Origin of the sequence: Aminobacter sp. MSH1 (genome assembly GCF_003071665.1) — a bacterium.
Lineage (GTDB): Bacteria > Pseudomonadota > Alphaproteobacteria > Rhizobiales > Rhizobiaceae > Aminobacter > Aminobacter niigataensis.
In genome coordinates, this window is record NZ_CP026265.1 from 5,112,110 (window position 1) to 5,128,765 (window position 16,656).

Below are 16,656 nucleotides of genomic sequence, written 5' to 3' on the forward strand. Positions count from 1 at the left end.
GCAACGCGACTAATCTCCCCCCCTTGAGGGGGAGATGTCCGGCAGGACAGAGGGGGGGCGTGAAGGAACTCGACGTCCTTTCCAGCCAGTCTCGCCTCATCCCGGCCGAAGCAACGACCCAGCAATCGGATACACCCTGCTGGTGCCGATCATATAGGCCGTCGGCGCACCATCGCGGAACATGCCCTTGTACGCCCGGTCGAGCACGTTGAGCGAACCGGTGAAGGCGCCGAAGGCGGGCATGATCAGCCGCATGCCGTCGCTGGCAAAGCAGCGCCGGCGCACCGAGCGGCCACGCTGGACGATCCTGGCGCAAGGATGCAGGTGCCCTGCGATCTCGCCTTCGGCATGGCCCTTCGACGGCTCGTGGCGGAACACCAGCCCGCCGACCGCCAGCTCCTCGACCGTCTCGCCCGGCAAATCCGCCGGTGCATCGGGATCGTGGTTACCCGCGATCCAGAACCAGTTCCGCCCCGCCATCATCGCCATCAGGCTCACGCGAAACAGCTCGGGCAAACGCGCGGCGCCCTCGCCGTCATGGAAGCTGTCGCCGAGGCTGACGATGATGCGCGGCTGGTAGTCCTCGACCACCTCGGCAAGGCGCGACAGCGTCGCCGCCGTGTCATAGGGCGGGATCAGACGGCCGCGGCGGGCATGGGACGAGCCCTTCTCCAGATGCAGGTCGGAGACGACGAGCAGATCGAGTTCGGGGAAGTGCAGCACCCCGCGCCGGTCACAGGCGGCGCGCATGCCGGCCACCGCGATCGCCTCGCAGCCGGCCCTGGTCAGTTCGCGCGCGGCTATGTTCATGCGCTTCCCATCGCCTCTTCGATCAGGTCGGCTGCCTCCATCAGCAGCGTGTCGTTGGCCTCGCCGTTGACCGGTTCCCGGCCAATTTCCAGCATGACGGGCACCGCCAGCGGGGAAATCTGGTCGAGCATCTTATGGACGATTCGGCCGCGGATGCGCGAGAGCATCTCCGCCAGTCTCCTGACATCGAGCAGCCCGCTGGCGGCATCCGCACGCGTCGCCTTGAGCAGGATGTGGTCGGGCTCATGGCTGCGCAAGACGTCGTAGATGAGGTCGGCCGAAACCGTCACCTGCCGGCCGTTCTTTTCCTGCCCGGGAAAGCGCCTCTCGATAAGGCCCGCTATGACCGCGCAATTGCGGAATGTGCGCTTGAGCAGCCAGCTGTCGGCGAGCCAGGCCTCAAGGTCATCGCCGAGCATGTCCTCATCGAACAGTTCCGCCAGCGACGGGATCTTCGCCTTGAACATGCGACCGAGATCGCCCAGCGCCCAGACCGCCAGCGAATAATCTGTGGCGACGAAACCCAGCGGTCGCGCGCCCATGCGCTCCAGCCTGCGCGTCAACAGCATGCCGAGCGTCTGGTGCGCCAGCCGGCCCTCGAAAGGATAGGCGACCATGTAGAAGCGTTCGCCGCGCGGAAAGGTCTCGACCAGCAGGTCCTCACGCCTGGGCAGGATCGACTTCATCTGCTGCATGCGCAGCCAGTCCGACACCTGGTCGGGCAGCGCCGTCCAGCGCGCGGGGTCGGCCAGCATGCCGCGCACCTGCTCGGCGAGATAGGTCGAGAGCGGAAACTTGCCGCCGGCATAGGACGGCACCAGCACGTTGCCGCCGCCCCCCGTCGAGACGTAGCACTCGTTTTCGCGGATGCCCTCGAAGCGCAGCACCTTGCCGGCGAAGATGAACATGTCACCGATCGACAGCGTCTCGACGAAATACTCCTCGATCTTGCCGAGCACCGGCCCGCCGCGCAAGGCGAGCGACTGGGCGCTGCCCGCCCCCGACTTGCCCTTGGCGCGGGTGTAGCGGACGTTGAGCATCGGCGCCTCGATGATGGTACCGACGTTGAGCCTGTATTGCTGGGCGATGCGCGGATGCGACACACGCCACTTGCCGTCCTTGGTCTTGCGGATGCGCGCATAGCGCTCGTAGCTGCGCAGCGCGTACCCGCCGGTGGCGACGAAGTCGACGACGCGGTCGAAGCTTTCACGGTCGAGCCCGGCATAGGGGGCGGCGCCCCTCACCTCGACATAGAGTTCGTCCGCGTCGAAGGCTGCACCGCAGGCGCAACCCAGCACATGCTGGGCCAGCACGTCGAGCGCGCCCTCGATCAGCGGCGGGGTGTCCTGCGCGCCGAGATAGTTGGCCTCCAGTGCTGCCCGGCACTCCAGCACCTCGAAGCGGTTGGCCGGCACCAGGATCGCCCGGCTCGGCTCGTCCATCCGGTGGTTGGCACGGCCGATGCGCTGGGCCAGCCGGCTCGCACCCTTGGGCGCGCCGACATGGATGACGAGATCGACATCGCCCCAGTCGATGCCGAGGTCGAGCGTCGAGGTGGCGACGACGGCGCGCAGCACGTTGTCGGCCATCGCCTTCTCGACCTTGCGGCGCTGACCGACATCGAGCGAGCCGTGATGTAGTGCGATCGGCAAATTGTCGTCGTTGACCCGCCACAGCTCCTGGAACAACAGCTCCGCCTGGCTGCGGGTGTTGACGAAGAGCAGCGTCGTCCTGTGCTTGCGGATCGCTTCATAGACATCTGGAATGGCATAGCGCGCCGAATGCCCCGACCACGGCACGTGTTCCTCGGAATCGAGGATCGATATCTCGGGCTTGGCGCCGCCCGACACCGTGATCAGCTCGGCCATGTTGTTTGTACCCTCCCCCTTGTGGGGAGGGTCGACGCGCAGCGTCGGGGTGGGGGTAGAGGCGAGACCGTCACCCCCACCCGGCCCTTCGGGCGACCCTCCCCACAAGGGGGCGGGTGAAGAGCCCTGCCTCACCAGCCAGCGGCGCAGCTCGTCCGGTTCGGCCACCGTCGCCGACAGGCCGATCGCCTGAAGGTCGGGCACGAAAGCACGCAGCCGCGCCAGCCCGAGCGACAAAAGATGGCCGCGCTTGGAGGTCACCAGCGAGTGCAGCTCGTCGAGCACGATGTAGCGCAGGTCGGAAAAGAAGCGCTCGGCATCTGGCGAGGCGATCAGCAGCGCCAGTTGCTCGGGCGTGGTCAGCAATATGTCGGGCGGCGACAGCTTCTGGCGGGTGCGCTTGTGCTGCGGCGTGTCGCCGGTGCGCGTCTCCATCGAAATCGGCAGGCTCATTTCATCGACCGGCTTGCCGAGATTGCGCTCGATGTCGACGGCCAGCGCCTTGAGCGGCGAGATGTAGAGCGTGTGCACGCCGCGATGGGCTGCGCCCGGCCGCTTCTTCGGCCTGATGGCGAGATCGGTCAGCGCCGGCAGGAAACCGGCCAGCGTCTTGCCGGCACCGGTCGGGGCGATCAGCAGCACCGAGTTTCCCTGCTGGGCCGCGGCCAGCAAATCGAGCTGATGGGCACGAGGCGACCAGCCGCGTTCGGCGAACCATCGCACGAATGGTTCCGGCAACATGGCGGCAGTCGAATTCGGCTCCAGTCGCGCTTGGCTCGTCACGCCCCAGACCTAGCGCGGGCGCGTTGGAACGCCAAGTGGAATCTGGAACAAAAAGGGATCATCGAAATACCGAAGGTCCCATTCCTTCGCGCCCCCCTCTGGCCTGCCGGCCATCTCCCCCTCAAGGGAGGAGATCAGGCCTTCATCGCCGCCGCAGCCAGTCGCCAACGTAGCTGTTTGCGCCTTGCAACCTCTCAGGAGATGGGCACTGCCGGCGACGAGACTGATCTCCCTCCTTGCGGGGGAGATGGCCGGCAGGCCAGAGGGGGGCGCGAAGGAATGGGACCTTGTTTCGTTGGCCATCTGCCTTCAAATGCGATCAGCACGACGACAATATTGGATGCCATGACCGACACAGCCTCCCACGAAGCTCGCATAGCCAACCTCGAAAAGCTCGTCCGCGAACTTCAGGCGCAACTGGAGATCGTGCAGAAGCAGGTGGGCATCACGGCCAAGCCGGCCGAAAAACCGCTGCGCTCGCGCGGCATGCTCGGCAGCCCGAAGGGGCGCTAGGCCGGCCGCTCGGTCACCACGATCAGTCCCTCGACCGGCTCGCGGCGGTCCTGGCGGATCACAGCGCGTTCCAGCGAAACCAGCTTCAAGCCGGCAGCGGCGATCAGCCCGTGCATATAGGCTTCGGAATGGGCGTAGCGGCGCGAGGCCTGAAGCTCGAACGGCTCGACGCCCGAAAAGAGCTCGACCGAAAAGGCAAAGATGCCGCCCGGCGCCAGCATCTTCATGACGCTTGAAAACACTCTATCGAGCGCACCGAGATACATGAACACGTCGGCGGCGGTGACCAGGTCTGCCGCCTCGCCCGCAAATTCCGGTTCCTGCAGGTCGGCCTTGATCAGCTGGTCGTAGACGCCCTTGTCGCGCGCCTTGCGCAGCATCTCGGCCGAGATGTCGTAGCCATCGAGGCGCTTCGCCACCGGCCGCAGCTTGACGCCCATCAGCCCGGTGCCGCAGCCGAGATCGACCGCATGCGCAAACGCGTTGCGCCCGGTCGCACCGATGGCCGCCGTCAGCAGTTCCGGCACGCGGTAATGCAACGTCTCAACCAGCGCGTGATCGAACTTGTCGGCATACTGGTCGAACAGCATTTCGACGAAAGCGCTGGGCGGGCTGTCGGCAGCGGGAGCCGCACCGACCAGTTGCAGCTTCAGCGCCGCGCCCGGCCTATCAGCCGGCTCGAGCTTCAGCGACATGCGCCAGGCCTCGGCCGCGGCTTCCATCTGCCCAGCAGCCTCGTGCATTTCGCCCGCGCGGAACCAGCCCATCGCCCAGTTCGGCGCCAGTTCGAGCGCGCCGAGCATCAGTTCGGCGGCAGCAGCGTGGTCGCCCGAGGCGAACAGCATTTCGGCATAGTCCGCCCGCCGGTCGGCAAGCAGGTCGTTGGAAGAGAGCTGCAACGGCGTCAAGCGCGGTATCCAGAATGAGGAGAGTGGCGCGCATTACTGCCAAAGCGGCCTTCCACGCAAGCGGCAAATGCCTATCTTGCAAAGATGCGTGCCCGCGACCTGCTCCATCCGCGCCCCGAAGGGCTCTATTGCCCGCCCGGCGATTTCTACATCGACCCCGTGCGCCCGGTCGAGCGCGCGCTCATCACCCACGGCCATTCCGACCATGCCCGGCCCGGCCATGCCAAGGTGCTGGCAACGCGCGAGACGCTCGACATCATGGCGATCCGTTGCGGACCGGGCTTTGCCGGCAGCACCCAGGCGATGGCGCTGGGCGACAAGATCAAAGTCGGCGACGTCACCGTGTCGTTCCACCCTGCCGGCCATGTGCTGGGCTCGGCCCAGATATCGGTCCAGCACAACGGCCTGCGCATCGTCGCCTCGGGCGACTACAAGCGCGCCAGCGACCCGACCTGTGCCGCCTTCGAGGTGGTGGCTTGCGATGTGTTCATATCAGAGGCCACATTCGCGCTGCCGGTGTTCCGCCATCCCGATGCCGCACACGAGATCGGCAAGCTGCTGAAGTCGGTGCAGCAGTTTCCCGAGCGCGCGCATCTCGTCGGCGCCTATGCGCTCGGAAAGGCGCAGCGCGTCATGCGCCTGTTGCGCGACCAGGGCTACGACAAGCCGATCTACATCCACGGCGCCATTGCTAGGCTCAGTGAATATTACCAGCACCAGGGCGTCGACCTTGGCGAGCTGCAGCCCGCGACCGTCGAGGACGGCGACAAAAGCGACTTTGCCGGCGCCATCGTCATTGCGCCGTCGTCGGCCTTCGCCGACCGCTGGGCACGGCGCTTTCCCGATCCGCTCGCTTGCTTCGCCTCCGGCTGGATGCGCATCCGCCAGCGTGCCAAGCAGGGCGGCGTCGAACTGCCGCTGATCATCTCCGACCATTCCGACTGGATTGAGCTGACCGACACAATCAAGGAAACCGGCGCCGGCGAGGTCTGGGTCACCCATGGCCGCGAGGAGGCGCTGGTGCGCTGGTGCGAGCTCAACGGGATTTCCGCGCGCCCGCTGCACCTCGTCGGCTACGAGGATGAGGGGGATTGAGGATGGCCTCGAACATCGCATTCCTTCCCACCTCCCTCTCGCCTGCCGGGCGCGGCAGGACTGCCAGGCTTGCGGGACAGCGCCCCCCTCTGTCCTGCCGGACATCTCCCCCACAAGGGGGGAGATCATCTGTCGTCTCGGCTTTCGCCAACCGCCGCAGGACGAGCGCGGGCAGCGGAGCTGCCAATCTCCCCCCTTGTGGGGGAGATGTCCGGCAGGACAGAGGGGGGCAACGTAGAGCGCCCACCCCGCCCAAATCGGCTGCCCCATGAACCGCTTCGCCGAACTGCTCGACCGCCTGGTGCTGACGCCGTCGCGCAACGGCAAGCTCAAGCTCATCACCGACTATTTCCGCGACGTCGAGGACCCTGATCGCGGGCTGGCGCTCGCCGCACTCACCGGCGATCTCGACATCGCCTCGGTCAAGCCGGCGATGCTGCGCCAGCTGGTTTCTGAGCGCATGGACCCCGTGCTGTTCAGCTACTCCTACGACTATGTCGGCGACCTCGCCGAAACAGTCTCGCTGGTCTGGCCAGAGCCGAGCCGCAACGCATCGCCTGTGACACCCCCACCCCTTACCCCTCCCCACAAGGGGGAGGGGAACGTCGACGCCTCAGAATCCCCCTCCCCCTTGTGGGGAGGGGTAAGGGGTGGGGGTAGCCAGGAGCACGACCCCAAACCCAAGCCGCAAACATTGGCCGATGTCGTCGCCGCCCTCCAATCGGCCAGCCGCTCCGACGGGCCGGCCGTGCTCGCCCGGCTGCTCGACCAGGCGGAAACATCCGCGCGCTTCGCCATCATCAAGCTGGTCACCGGCGGATTGCGCATCGGCGTCTCGGCACGGCTTGCCAAGCAGGCGCTGGCCGACCTTGGCCCCGTCGACGTCGCCGAGATCGAGGAGTTGTGGCACGGGCTGACACCGCCCTATGCTGAACTGTTCGCCTGGCTGGAAGGCAAGGCGCCGAAGCCGGAACAGGCTGCCAAGGCTCCATTCCGCCCGGTGATGCTGTCCAACCCGCTCAGTGACGGCGATCTCGACAAGCTCGATCCGGCCGGCTTCGCCGCCGAGTGGAAATGGGATGGCATCCGCGTCCAGGCGGTTTCGGAGGGCGGCATCCGCCGGCTCTATTCGCGCACCGGCGACGACGTCTCCGGCGCCTTCCCCGACGTGGTCGCGTCGATGGATTTCGATGCGGCACTCGACGGCGAATTGCTGGTCGGCGTGCCCCGCGAGGCGACCGGCACCTTCTCCGACCTGCAGCAGCGGCTCAACCGCAAGACCGTCTCGGCCAAGATGCAAGACCGCTACCCTGCTTTCGTGCGCTGCTACGACCTGCTCCAGCTGAACGGCGAAGACCTGCGCGGTCTCGCCTTCACCGAGCGCCGCGCGCGGCTCGAAACCTTCATCGCCACGCTGGACCCCGACCGCTTCGACCTGTCACCGATCATCGCCTTCGAAAGCTGGCAACAGCTCGAAGGCATGCGCAGCGCACCGCCGCACCCGATCATCGAGGGCGTGATGCTGAAGCGCCTGGATTCGTCCTACCTCGCCGGCCGCCCAAAGGGTCCGTGGTTCAAGTGGAAGCGCGATCCGCACACGGTCGACGCCGTGTTGATGTATGCCCAGCGCGGTCACGGCAAGCGCTCTAGCTTCTACTCCGACTATACATTCGGCGTCTGGTCGGGGGCGGAAGGCCAGGAGGAACTGGTGCCGGTGGGCAAGGCCTATTTCGGCTTCACCGACGAGGAACTCAAGCAGATCGACAAGTTCGTCCGCGACAACACCATCGAGCGCTTCGGCCCGGTGCGCTCTGTGCGCGCCGACAAGTCGAACGGGCTGGTGCTGGAAGTCGCCTTCGAGGGGCTCAACCGCTCGACGCGCCACAAGTCGGGCGTTGCCATGCGTTTTCCCAGGATCTCGCGCCTGCGCTGGGACAAGCCGCCGGCGGAAGCCGACCGCATCGAAACGCTGCAGGCGCTGCTCGACTGACCCAGTCGATCTACTCGGTGACAGACACCCTGATCTCGTAGATGTCGACCGCCTTGCCTTCCTTGGCGAGGTCCGAGTTGATGGCGATGGTTCCGGCCGCGCCCGGCTCCTTGTCGGGCACGTCCATCTCGAACAGATACTCGCCGCGCTGATAGCCGACGATATAGCGCTTGCGGCCGCAATCGCCGAGTTCGCCGAAATTGCAGTCGACGGCCATCTGCGTTTCCTTGCCGTCCTCGGCGCGGGCGACGATGTCGAACACGGCATGCTTGCCGGCGATCTGTTCGAGCACGCCCTGGCCTACGTCGAAGCTGACGGCCGAGCCGGTGTTGCCCGAGCGGATGCGCAGGAAGCTGCCCGTGTCGTCCTTGGCGACCTCCGCCGAGGTGCCGCTCGGCGCGCTGACATCGGTCGGATCGGTCGGCGTGAACACGGTGATCCAGTTGCGGGCCTGGTCGGCCTCGCCCGGCCGTGCCGGTCCGCCGTCCGGCGAAAAATCTTCGCTCTCGAGCGTCTTGGGCGGGTTGCGCACCGAGGTATCGATCTCTTCGGCCGACTTGAACTGGTCGGTCTGCACCGCCCACCAGGCGCCTATGCCGCCCATGGCAAGCAGCGTCACTGCCAAGAACATCGCCGCGAACGGCCGTTGCCTTTCGGCGCGCCTGGCGGCACGATCCGCCGCGCGCCTTTCGGCCCTGCTGCGCTTTTCGGTGATCTCGACCGGCGGCCCACCCGGCAAGGCGGCATCGGGCATGATGTCGGGCACGACGGGTGTCACGCCTGTTGCCGGGCTGCCGATCGATACTGAAGGCGCCTTCGCAGCGCCATTGCCGTTGAGCGACACTTCCGGAGCCGGGGCCGCGCCGGCCGAAACCGTCGGGGCAGCCGGCATGAACTCCGATTCGATCTCGGTGATCGTGGCCTGCAGCGACTTGCGGCGGTTGATCGCCACCTCGACCGTCATGGCAGGATTGGTCTTGAGCGCACGATCGAGCGCGGCGAAGGCCGCGCGATAAACCTTTTCGCGAAATTCGCGGTTCTCGGGATCGCCCTTTTCGAAAGCGTTCCGGATCGCCTTTTCGATCGAATCCAACCGATATTCCTCGCAACGCGCCTATGTTGCCAGATGGTTAGCGACAGAGGCTGCATCAATCAACGGCACGGAAAGCGTTTTGTCGGCCAAAACTGGATGCAATGTGCCTCCGGACCGGCAAAACGCGTGCAGCAACCGTCGAAGTCGGTGCATTGTCCGGAGCGCCCGATCTGCTATATGAAGTTACGTTTACGGAAACGTCAAAAAATGAGAGCCGGGAGAGACAAGCGTGGTGCTGCCTGAAATCCTCAAGAAGAACCTGCGCGTCCCGGTCGTCGGCGCGCCGCTGTTCATCATCTCGCATCCGCCGCTGGTGCTGGCGCAGTGCAAGGCCGGCATCGTCGGCTCGTTCCCCGCGCTGAACGCCCGGCCAGAAGCCCAGCTCGACGAGTGGCTGGCCCAGGTCACCGAGGACCTCGCCGCCCACGACCACGCCAATCCCGACCGCCCGGCAGCCCCCTTCGCCGTCAACCAGATCGTCCACAAGTCGAACAAGCGCCTCGAGCACGACCTCAGGCTCTGCGTCAAATACCGTGTGCCGATCGTCATCTCGTCGCTCGGCGCGGTCGAGGAGGTCAACCAGGCCGTCCATTCCTATGGCGGCATCGTGCTGCACGACATCATCCACGACCGCCATGCCCGCAAGGCGATCAAGATGGGCGCCGACGGCCTGATCGCGGTCGCAGCGGGCGCCGGCGGCCATGCCGGGACGCTGTCGCCGTTTGCGCTGATCCAGGAAATCCGCCAGTGGTTCGACGGGCCGCTGCTGTTGTCGGGCGCCATCGCCAATGGCGGTGCCGTGCTCGCCGCCCAGGCCATGGGTGCTGACCTCGCCTATATCGGCTCGCCCTTCATCGCCACCGAAGAGGCCCGCGCCAATGACGCCTACAAGCAGATGATCGTCGAATCCAAGGCCGCCGACATCGTCTACTCCAACCTGTTCACCGGCATCCACGGCAACTACCTCAAGGGCTCGGTGCGCGCCGCCGGCATGGACCCCGACAACCTCGCCGTCTCCGATCCCTCCCACATGGATTTCGAAGGCGACAACAAATACAAGGCCTGGAAGGACATCTGGGGTTGCGGCCAGGGCATCGGCGCCGTCGACAAGGTCCTGCCCACGGCCGAAATGGTCGCGCGCCTCGCCAGCGAATACGCCGCCGCCAAGGCCCGCATCTGCGCCTGAGACGGGCGTCCTGCGCAGCCGCGGCGCTCGGGTCCGTGCATGAAGGCAGGCGGCGTCCGTTCGCCACTTGTCAAATCCCTTCAAAGGCCGCTTGAAATCGGCGCGCAATGAAGTTATCAGGCACTCACGTCGCGCGAGCCTCCGGGATCGCGTAGCCTGGAAGCCGCTTTAGCTCAGTTGGTAGAGCACATCATTCGTAATGATGGGGTCAGGTGTTCGAGTCACCTAAGCGGCACCAATGTTTTCAATGACGTACCTCCCTTTTGAGATGTTCGCCGCAAGGCTCACTCACCAAATACTCACCGCCGACGATGGGGGTTGTGAGTGATGACTGCGAACACCCCACGTCAGCGAATGACCGAAAAACGCCGGCAGCACATCTTTTCGGAAAACTGCACCGGCCACAACGTGGCGCCCTGCTGCATCTGCGAGCGTCTGATCCACCGCCACAACGACCGCTGGATCGTCGAGCACAAGCGAGCGCTTGCCCTGCTCGGAGCCGACACGAACACCAACTGCGGGCCAGCCCACTACGAATGCGCCCAGGTGAAGACCCACACCGAGGACTTGCCGAGGATCCGCAAGGCGAAGCGTCAGCAGGAAGCGGCAACGCCAAGGTATGTGCATGACACACATACCCTTGAAGACATGGCTCCACCCCGACCCAAGAAGCGTCAGTTGACGACACCGGAAGGCAGCTCTTACGATTGGAAGCTCCGCAGGTACGTAAAGGCTGATCCTCATGTCGAGAACAGGTAACGTTCTGCCCGAGCAGAAGAAGCCCAAGCTGATTGTCGTCGCCGCGTTCAACCGCGACGAAGATGGCGATCTGATTCCGGCGTTTGATCCCCGCCAGATGCAGAGCGAGGATGCAGCCAAGCGCTTGGCCAAGATGATCGAGAGCGAGCACGAAGGCGTCATCGCCTGGAGCCGCGAAGCCGACCCGGCTATCGGCGAATACGGCGAGCCGACGATTCTTTATCAGGCCGGCAGCGTCCCCGACATGGAATGAAAAAGCCCCGCCACCTTTCGGCGACGGGGCGAGTTTGAAAGGCACGTTTAGAAGCGTCCAAAATTCTCCGGGACCACGCGCGGCTCAAGATTTTCGAGTGTGATTTGCTCACGGAGTAAGTTCCCACTTCGATAGATGCGGCTGTAGACCACGGTCGCTCTGACCGGTTTCAGCAAAAGCTGGTCTTTGAACTGGTGGTCGGCGACATACTTTTCGACCAAGTCGTCAGTGGCCGTTCCTTTAAGAACGCCTTCCTGTCCTTCAACTTCGAGTTCGAAGGTATGAGAGTCAGGCAGCACTCCCAAGAGAACGGCATCAAGCGTTGCGTTTTCCTCGTTCACTGTCACGGTGGTAAAGCGCTCATTGAGCCGGTTCACGTCTTCAAGGCTCAATTCGACCCGCTTGTCGTCTCCGACGATTTTTGCGGTAGCACCAGCACCCTTTAAGACCTTCGCAAACTTCTGAACGGCACCGACAAGCCGGGGTGACGCAGTGTCTACTACCTCTGCAAACTGTTCCTCCGTCGCTGTGTTCAGAGACGAAATAAAGACAGTGGCTCGATCGACCGCCGATTTCAGTGGCGTCTCCAACATGTCGGCTTGAGGTGGCGAGAGTTCTTCCAACAGAAACCCCATAGACCCGCGGACAATATCGCGGATATAGAGCTTGGATTGTTTTGCACCTTTCACCTTCCCCTTGGTCGCGACCGCCTGGTCATTCAGCGTCGCAAGAGATGCGGTAACAATCTTCTGGAAGCTGCCCAGCGCGTCCGATGAGAAATCGAGCCGAATGTCATTTTGGCCGATGACAGGGATGCCGTCGAACACCAATGCCACGCTGGCAGTTGTCGGTGAAGCGCCGCGAAGCAGTTCCATTTGTCGGCTGATTTCATCTGCCCGTTGCTCCCACATGAGCCGGGCTGTTCCCCATGGGCTGGGCGGTAAAGTTTCAAGCTGGCGCTGCACAAAGGCCAGATCCGATTGAAGCGCTTCGATTGTCAGGAGCTTTGCCATCATTGACTTCCCAACGCCAACAGCGCATCCGCATCCTGCCCCTGGTCAAGAAGGACCGCCACGAACCCCTTCCAAGCGAAGGTCAGCTTTTGGTGCGAAAAGAGACTGTACCAATACATTACGTCCTTAACGAGGTGCACGAATGGCATGTCTTCGATTAGCACTGCGTAGGTGTCGAGTTCAAAGCGGCTCTTATTGAGCGGCTGGTTCTGAATTTCGCCAGCCCAGAAATTGAAGCCATCTGGATTCCATGTCGCTGGGCTTTGAACGTAACGTTGCGGGATGCTCAGGAGCGAAAACACGTCTATATCGCCCGGCTCTCGGCCGCTGTGCCGCTCGACATCCTCGACGAAGCTCCCGTCCAAAAACTGAATGCCGGCGACATATCCGTGGTCATACATAAGCGCTCGATACGCCAACAGGTTTCGCAACAACTTCTGTCGGCGCGGTGTGGTTCCCAGCGCATTCACGAGGTCTGCCATGGTAATGATATAGGGCGACCGGTCCTTGTCGACTTCATCAACGCCCGCAATTGGCGGCAATAGACCGCTTGTCATAAAACCCGGTAACGCCATCACCCTCCCCCAGCCCAACTCTCACAGTAGCGCGAATTGGTGAAGTTTCCACTGACAAGGTTGCCGCTAGCGTGGAACCACAGGACGGCGGAGAGCTTGAGAGCGGGTCAGTATGTGCAAAATTTGCACGAACTGTTTCAGATGGCAAAACCCCGCCACCTTGCGGCAACGGGGCTAAGGTATTCGCATGACACGAACACCTGAAAGGTGTGCCGTCATGGCAACACCTTGAGGGTACTTGTATGACGCAGGTGCCTTATGGCGGCGGCTTGAACCATCCAATGATTTTCTGAACCGTCTCCCACAGCATGACGGTGCCGACCAGAAGGCCGAGCGATGTGATCGCCAGCCACTTCGTCACCTTCCCGAAGCCGATGATCATGCGGATGATCGGGAGCCCGTTCTTGATGGTGGCGATATCTTCTGGGCTGAGGTCGGAGAGGAATTCGCGCGTCTTGGTCGGGAGTTCGACCATTCGTTCAGCGGGCTCGCTCATTTCTTCCATCCGCAAATTCGTTCCCCCGTTTTCAGGTAAGCGAGATGCCGAGCCGCTTCGGCATCGTTCATGGCGTCATAGACCGCCTGCGAGTAGCGCAGATCCGGCGCGAGTTCGCAGAAGCTGCCCCTCGCCGTCGTGCATGCCGCCAAGCCGGTCAGGACGACTATCAGCAACAGGATACGGGTGATGATGTCGGCGAGCCGACGCGTCATTGCCTTGCCCTCTTGGCGAGTTCGGCGCGCACCTGATCGGCAGGCATGGCGCCGACGTCGTTCTGCACCTCGTCGCGGATGTCGCGGGCCTTGGCTTCCTCGGCGGCGCGCTTCTCGCGCTCGAGCCGCGCACCGGTGAGCCGCTGCTTGAAACCCCAGCCGAGAGCGCCAAGGATGCCGGCCATGATAGCCAGCAGCGTCGGGTTGGAGAGGAACGAAAGGAGCAGCGCTGTCATGTCACTGATCCGCCGACTGGTTGGGGATCTGATAGACGCCACCGGCAACCAGCGCGCCGACGATCAGGTCGCGCACAACGGCATCGAGACCCGGGATATCAATCTCGAAATGCCGCAGCCCGATCAAAGTACCGATGCCGAACGCCGCGACTAAGAATTTCGCATACTTGCGCATGTCAGTGTCCTTTTTTCGAGAAGAGCGCGGCAATCGCCTTGCCGATGAGTTGCAGGAAGTAGGCCAGGCCCTTGGCGGGTTCGGCCGGATGCGCCGACACCTGCGGTGCGAGCTCGGGCGGAGGGGATGCAGGCTTTGGCTCGGGGATGGTGAGCGTCTTCGGCGCCTGGCCGATGTAGCCAGCCGCCCGCAGGGCGGTTTCGAAGGTCTTGGCATATCTCGCCAGATCGTCGTCGCGGTCGGTGCCGTTGACGATGCGGCGAGCGCCGACGTAGTCGCAGCGGTCGCCTTTGATGTAGTCGTCCAGCTTCTTGCCGGTGAACATGCCCTTGGTCATGCCGTCGAAGATGGCCTTCAGGGCAATGGGCCAGGTCATCAGCTGGCCCGGTGCGGAGGCGCCGAATTTGCGGTGATTGGTCTCCCAGGTGACTTGCACCAGCCCCTCGCCAACCCATGGGTAATAGGGTTTGCGCCGCAGGTAGTTTTCGCCACCCTTCTCGCGGATTGGCTGCATGGAGTGCGCCGTCTCGTGGTAGGCGGTCGACAGGATGTAGGCGAGATGCGGCAAGGGCGTGCCGCGGCGCTGCGCCTCATCGAGAATGCGCTCGGTGCCGTCGACCTGGGCCTGTGTGAGCGACGTGCCGAACACGCCAGATGAGCGCGCGCGTAAGGCCGCGTAGAACTTGCTACGGTCCATGGGATTTCCTTCAGCTTGAGAGTAAAATGGAGCGGCGCGCGGGAGGCGCGGATCGCTATGCGACCGCTCTCGCCTATGAGTTGGCAGGACTGGTACTATTGGATCGTCGTCATCGCGGCGATGTCGACGATCTTGTGGCTTGTGATCTCGTAGGCTTATGAAGCAGCGAGGATTTCGCGCGCTCGCGCCGCCCCGAAGAGGCCGGTCGCTACACTTTCCAGAAGCGGCCAAAGCTCATGGTCGCTCCGGTACGACGACGCGGACCTGAAAATGTTCTGGACCCGCACCGGCTGCGTAGCCATGGCGGCTTCCACTTGGTCGGCTTCGGCATTCGTCAGGCGCGACCAGAGGTCCACCGGGTACAGGACGATGACGGGTGCGGGTGGCGCGCTCCACGCTTGGAGTATGAAATCCCAAGTCTGGCTCGCATGTTCCGGTGCGGTAGGCACTTCAATCGAACCAGCGGGAGGGGTCGCCCCCTCGAAGCCGCCGACATAAACGCCCTGATCATTGACAAAGTACTTTGTCATAGTCCTGCCCTCACTCCAAAGTTCCAGCTCGCCGCGACGAGATTGCCGAAAGCGCCAGTAGACTTGTTGTAGTAGCCGTAAGATGCGGTGGTGTTTTCGAACCGGATAAACAGGTTCGTTGCATCCGGTACGATGACAAACCGGGCTACGTTCATTGGAATGATGTCGCCAACCGCGTAGCCTTGGGACGCCGTCACGCAGATAAAGTACGGGTAGATGAAAGTCGGGATATCCCCAAGTCCATGCGCAAGGGTAAGCGTGCCCGCGCTCGTAATTGCGCTAAGCCCGCTCTCGTACATAGGCTTGGCAAAGGTCGGCGTAGCCCACTGCGGGGCGGTCGCGCCGGGGTTCATGATCAGCGATTGCAGCCCGGTCCCCTTCGCCAACCTGGCCAACGTCCGAGCAGCGGTGGCGTAGAAGATATCGCCTGCGGCCACCGATGTGGGGAGCCTAGGGAACACACTCGGCGCAGCGCCGTCGCCGATCACGAGGGCTTCCGTGGTGGTATCAAGCTGGATATCGCCTGACACCGTTGGCGCTGCTGCTGCGCCCTGTTTCAGGGTCAGTGTCGGGGTGGTGACCGTTGGGCTGGTCAGCGTCTTGTTGGTGAACGTCATCGCGGCAGACGCAATGCTCGACTTGATGCTGGCCCAAGTCACCTTCGACAGAGTCCAGGACCATGCACTGTCCGCTATGCCGAACTCGTCAGCATCCACCAGGGCGGTCTTGGTGCCGGACCCGTGTATCCACCCAGCCACGGTGTTGGTCAGGTTCGTCCAGATAGCCAAAGACTTGCGATACCAGTGGAAGGCCGAGAAGAGCCCGGGGGTTACCTCAACGTCCTCGGGGTTCGTCGCCCATTTCTGAGCGTTCGTCTCGGCCAATTGTGCTGCAGTCACATTCGCAGGGATGCCGGGGATGTCAGGGGCGAGCCCGGCAACCGTCGCTATTTCATCAGCGATCCCCGCGACCGCAACGAAGTTCGGGTTTATAAGTACAGCCTGCGCCAAATCGGCCGCCGCCTGAGCTGCCGCCGCGTTGCTCCCGCTGTCACTGGAAAGCGTCTCGCTGATCGTGATCGCGTCCGTGCCGACGATGATGGGGTTGTTGCCAAGGATTCGATACTCCCGACCGCCATTGACCGTCCCGTCGGTGACGTTGGTCCGAGTTCCCCGGGCAATGTCGCGCTTGCTGTCGAAGTCGCGAGCGCGCGTCCAAGCTCCCGAGTTGGCGATCCAGATGCCGTTCTCGGAAGGCGCGGTCTGGTTCTTCACCAGCACCCGATCATCGGCGACGAGCACCATACCATCGACCGTCAGTAACCCTGACAAGGCGATGTTGGCGGTGGTGGCTACACGGCACGGCGCTTTATATGCTACCGTTTCGCCATAGCCAGTAATCTGGTCAGAATAGATCGTTGCCACGGGTGGGACCTCCATGGGGAAAAGTGCGGGGAAAGTT

General features: G+C 63.5%; 19 protein-coding genes and 1 tRNA gene. 7 read left to right on the forward strand and 13 right to left on the reverse strand.

Annotation, left to right across the window (positions count from 1 at the left end; all coding sequences use genetic code 11):
- Positions 1 to 96: 96 nt before the first annotated feature.
- Together pdeM and CO731_RS25355 are read right to left on the reverse strand one after the other, a co-directional pair.
- Positions 97 to 750 (reverse strand): ligase-associated DNA damage response endonuclease PdeM, encoded by a 654-nt coding sequence (gene pdeM, locus CO731_RS25350; RefSeq protein WP_245439952.1) that lies wholly within the window; start codon positions 748 to 750, stop codon positions 97 to 99.
- A gap of 56 nt (positions 751 to 806) precedes the next feature.
- Positions 807 to 3,419: a ligase-associated DNA damage response DEXH box helicase gene (locus CO731_RS25355; RefSeq protein ID WP_108609377.1), complete on the reverse strand. Its 2,613-nt coding sequence runs from the start codon at positions 3,417 to 3,419 to the stop codon at positions 807 to 809.
- A gap of 387 nt (positions 3,420 to 3,806) precedes the next feature.
- On the opposite strand from CO731_RS25355, the gene CO731_RS28890 reads away from it, so the two are divergent.
- Complete coding sequence (locus CO731_RS28890) at positions 3,807 to 3,974, forward strand: hypothetical protein (RefSeq protein ID WP_159091725.1); 168 nt, start codon at positions 3,807 to 3,809, stop codon at positions 3,972 to 3,974.
- Here CO731_RS28890 and CO731_RS25365 read toward each other — a convergent pair.
- Positions 3,971 to 4,882: a methyltransferase domain-containing protein gene (locus CO731_RS25365; RefSeq protein ID WP_199914517.1), complete on the reverse strand. Its 912-nt coding sequence runs from the start codon at positions 4,880 to 4,882 to the stop codon at positions 3,971 to 3,973. The genes CO731_RS28890 and CO731_RS25365 overlap by 4 nt on opposite strands.
- A gap of 84 nt (positions 4,883 to 4,966) precedes the next feature.
- On the opposite strand from CO731_RS25365, the gene CO731_RS25370 reads away from it, so the two are divergent.
- Together CO731_RS25370 and CO731_RS25375 are read left to right on the forward strand one after the other, a co-directional pair.
- On the forward strand, positions 4,967 to 5,977 hold the full coding sequence (locus CO731_RS25370; RefSeq protein ID WP_108609379.1) for a ligase-associated DNA damage response exonuclease: 1,011 nt from the start codon (positions 4,967 to 4,969) through the stop codon (positions 5,975 to 5,977).
- A gap of 268 nt (positions 5,978 to 6,245) precedes the next feature.
- The gene (locus CO731_RS25375) at positions 6,246 to 7,967 is read left to right on the forward strand and encodes a cisplatin damage response ATP-dependent DNA ligase (RefSeq protein WP_108679482.1); all 1,722 of its coding nucleotides are present in this window, start codon (positions 6,246 to 6,248) and stop codon (positions 7,965 to 7,967) included.
- A gap of 10 nt (positions 7,968 to 7,977) precedes the next feature.
- On the opposite strand, the gene CO731_RS25380 is transcribed toward CO731_RS25375, so the two are convergent.
- Positions 7,978 to 9,060, reverse strand: coding sequence for a hypothetical protein (locus CO731_RS25380; protein ID WP_108609380.1), 1,083 nt, complete (start codon positions 9,058 to 9,060; stop codon positions 7,978 to 7,980).
- Positions 9,061 to 9,292: 232 nt separating this feature from the next.
- Between CO731_RS25380 and CO731_RS25385 the strand changes: the two genes are divergently transcribed.
- The 4 genes from CO731_RS25385 to CO731_RS25400 all read left to right on the forward strand — a co-directional run bounded on the left by CO731_RS25385 (position 9,293) and on the right by CO731_RS25400 (position 11,258).
- Entirely contained in the window at positions 9,293 to 10,246 is a 954-nt protein-coding gene (locus CO731_RS25385) for a nitronate monooxygenase family protein (RefSeq protein WP_108610052.1), read from the forward strand.
- Between the two features lie 162 nt (positions 10,247 to 10,408).
- Positions 10,409 to 10,484: transfer RNA gene (locus CO731_RS25390), tRNA-Thr, on the forward strand.
- Positions 10,485 to 10,573: 89 nt separating this feature from the next.
- Positions 10,574 to 11,005 carry a hypothetical protein gene (locus CO731_RS25395; protein ID WP_159091726.1) on the forward strand — a complete coding sequence of 144 codons (432 nt, stop codon included), beginning with the start codon at positions 10,574 to 10,576 and terminating at the stop codon, positions 11,003 to 11,005.
- Entirely contained in the window at positions 10,989 to 11,258 is a 270-nt protein-coding gene (locus tag CO731_RS25400) for a hypothetical protein (protein WP_199914518.1), read from the forward strand. Before CO731_RS25395 ends, CO731_RS25400 begins: the two co-directional genes overlap by 17 nt.
- Before the next feature lie 47 nt (positions 11,259 to 11,305).
- Here CO731_RS25400 and CO731_RS25405 read toward each other — a convergent pair whose 3' ends face one another.
- From CO731_RS25405 to CO731_RS25440, 9 genes are all read right to left on the reverse strand, one after another.
- Entirely contained in the window at positions 11,306 to 12,271 is a 966-nt protein-coding gene (locus tag CO731_RS25405; protein WP_108610053.1) for a hypothetical protein, read from the reverse strand.
- Positions 12,271 to 12,846 carry a hypothetical protein gene (locus CO731_RS25410; protein WP_245439529.1) on the reverse strand — a complete coding sequence of 192 codons (576 nt, stop codon included), beginning with the start codon at positions 12,844 to 12,846 and terminating at the stop codon, positions 12,271 to 12,273. Before CO731_RS25410 ends, CO731_RS25405 begins: the two co-directional genes overlap by 1 nt.
- Before the next feature lie 256 nt (positions 12,847 to 13,102).
- The gene (locus tag CO731_RS25415; RefSeq protein ID WP_159091727.1) at positions 13,103 to 13,342 is read right to left on the reverse strand and encodes a hypothetical protein; all 240 of its coding nucleotides are present in this window, start codon (positions 13,340 to 13,342) and stop codon (positions 13,103 to 13,105) included.
- Positions 13,339 to 13,557 (reverse strand): hypothetical protein, encoded by a 219-nt coding sequence (locus CO731_RS25420; protein ID WP_108609384.1) that lies wholly within the window; start codon positions 13,555 to 13,557, stop codon positions 13,339 to 13,341. Before CO731_RS25420 ends, CO731_RS25415 begins: the two co-directional genes overlap by 4 nt.
- Complete coding sequence (locus tag CO731_RS25425) at positions 13,554 to 13,793, reverse strand: ABC transporter permease (protein WP_108609385.1); 240 nt, start codon at positions 13,791 to 13,793, stop codon at positions 13,554 to 13,556. Before CO731_RS25425 ends, CO731_RS25420 begins: the two co-directional genes overlap by 4 nt.
- 1 nt (position 13,794) lies before the next feature.
- Positions 13,795 to 13,968 carry a hypothetical protein gene (locus CO731_RS29125; RefSeq protein ID WP_199914519.1) on the reverse strand — a complete coding sequence of 58 codons (174 nt, stop codon included), beginning with the start codon at positions 13,966 to 13,968 and terminating at the stop codon, positions 13,795 to 13,797.
- A 1-nt stretch (position 13,969) separates the two neighbouring features.
- Positions 13,970 to 14,665 (reverse strand): hypothetical protein, encoded by a 696-nt coding sequence (locus CO731_RS29130; RefSeq protein WP_199914520.1) that lies wholly within the window; start codon positions 14,663 to 14,665, stop codon positions 13,970 to 13,972.
- Positions 14,666 to 14,820: 155 nt separating this feature from the next.
- Complete coding sequence (locus tag CO731_RS25435) at positions 14,821 to 15,195, reverse strand: hypothetical protein (protein ID WP_108609386.1); 375 nt, start codon at positions 15,193 to 15,195, stop codon at positions 14,821 to 14,823.
- Positions 15,192 to 16,619: a hypothetical protein gene (locus CO731_RS25440; RefSeq protein ID WP_159091728.1), complete on the reverse strand. Its 1,428-nt coding sequence runs from the start codon at positions 16,617 to 16,619 to the stop codon at positions 15,192 to 15,194. The genes CO731_RS25435 and CO731_RS25440 overlap by 4 nt, the downstream gene beginning before the upstream one ends.
- Positions 16,620 to 16,656 lie beyond the last annotated feature (37 nt).

Excerpts from the sequence above, each read along its gene's own strand:
- CO731_RS25375 (WP_108679482.1), top strand. The coding sequence starts at position 6,246 with ATGAACCGCTTCGCCGAACTGCTCGACCGCCTGGTGCTGACGCCGTCG.
- CO731_RS25355 (WP_108609377.1), bottom strand. The coding sequence starts at position 3,419 with ATGTTGCCGGAACCATTCGTGCGATGGTTCGCCGAACGCGGCTGGTCG.
- CO731_RS28890 (WP_159091725.1), top strand. The coding sequence starts at position 3,807 with ATGACCGACACAGCCTCCCACGAAGCTCGCATAGCCAACCTCGAAAAG.
- pdeM (WP_245439952.1), bottom strand. The coding sequence starts at position 750 with ATGCGCGCCGCCTGTGACCGGCGCGGGGTGCTGCACTTCCCCGAACTC.
- CO731_RS25435 (WP_108609386.1), bottom strand. The coding sequence starts at position 15,195 with ATGACAAAGTACTTTGTCAATGATCAGGGCGTTTATGTCGGCGGCTTC.
- CO731_RS29125 (WP_199914519.1), bottom strand. The coding sequence starts at position 13,968 with ATGCGCAAGTATGCGAAATTCTTAGTCGCGGCGTTCGGCATCGGTACT.
- CO731_RS25410 (WP_245439529.1), bottom strand. The coding sequence starts at position 12,846 with ATGGCGTTACCGGGTTTTATGACAAGCGGTCTATTGCCGCCAATTGCG.
- CO731_RS25395 (WP_159091726.1), top strand. The coding sequence starts at position 10,574 with ATGACTGCGAACACCCCACGTCAGCGAATGACCGAAAAACGCCGGCAG.
- CO731_RS25415 (WP_159091727.1), bottom strand. The coding sequence starts at position 13,342 with ATGAGCGAGCCCGCTGAACGAATGGTCGAACTCCCGACCAAGACGCGC.
- CO731_RS25370 (WP_108609379.1), top strand. The coding sequence starts at position 4,967 with ATGCGTGCCCGCGACCTGCTCCATCCGCGCCCCGAAGGGCTCTATTGC.
- CO731_RS29130 (WP_199914520.1), bottom strand. The coding sequence starts at position 14,665 with ATGGACCGTAGCAAGTTCTACGCGGCCTTACGCGCGCGCTCATCTGGC.
- CO731_RS25400 (WP_199914518.1), top strand. The coding sequence starts at position 10,989 with ATGTCGAGAACAGGTAACGTTCTGCCCGAGCAGAAGAAGCCCAAGCTG.
- CO731_RS25405 (WP_108610053.1), bottom strand. The coding sequence starts at position 12,271 with ATGGCAAAGCTCCTGACAATCGAAGCGCTTCAATCGGATCTGGCCTTT.
- CO731_RS25420 (WP_108609384.1), bottom strand. The coding sequence starts at position 13,557 with ATGACGCGTCGGCTCGCCGACATCATCACCCGTATCCTGTTGCTGATA.
- CO731_RS25425 (WP_108609385.1), bottom strand. The coding sequence starts at position 13,793 with ATGACAGCGCTGCTCCTTTCGTTCCTCTCCAACCCGACGCTGCTGGCT.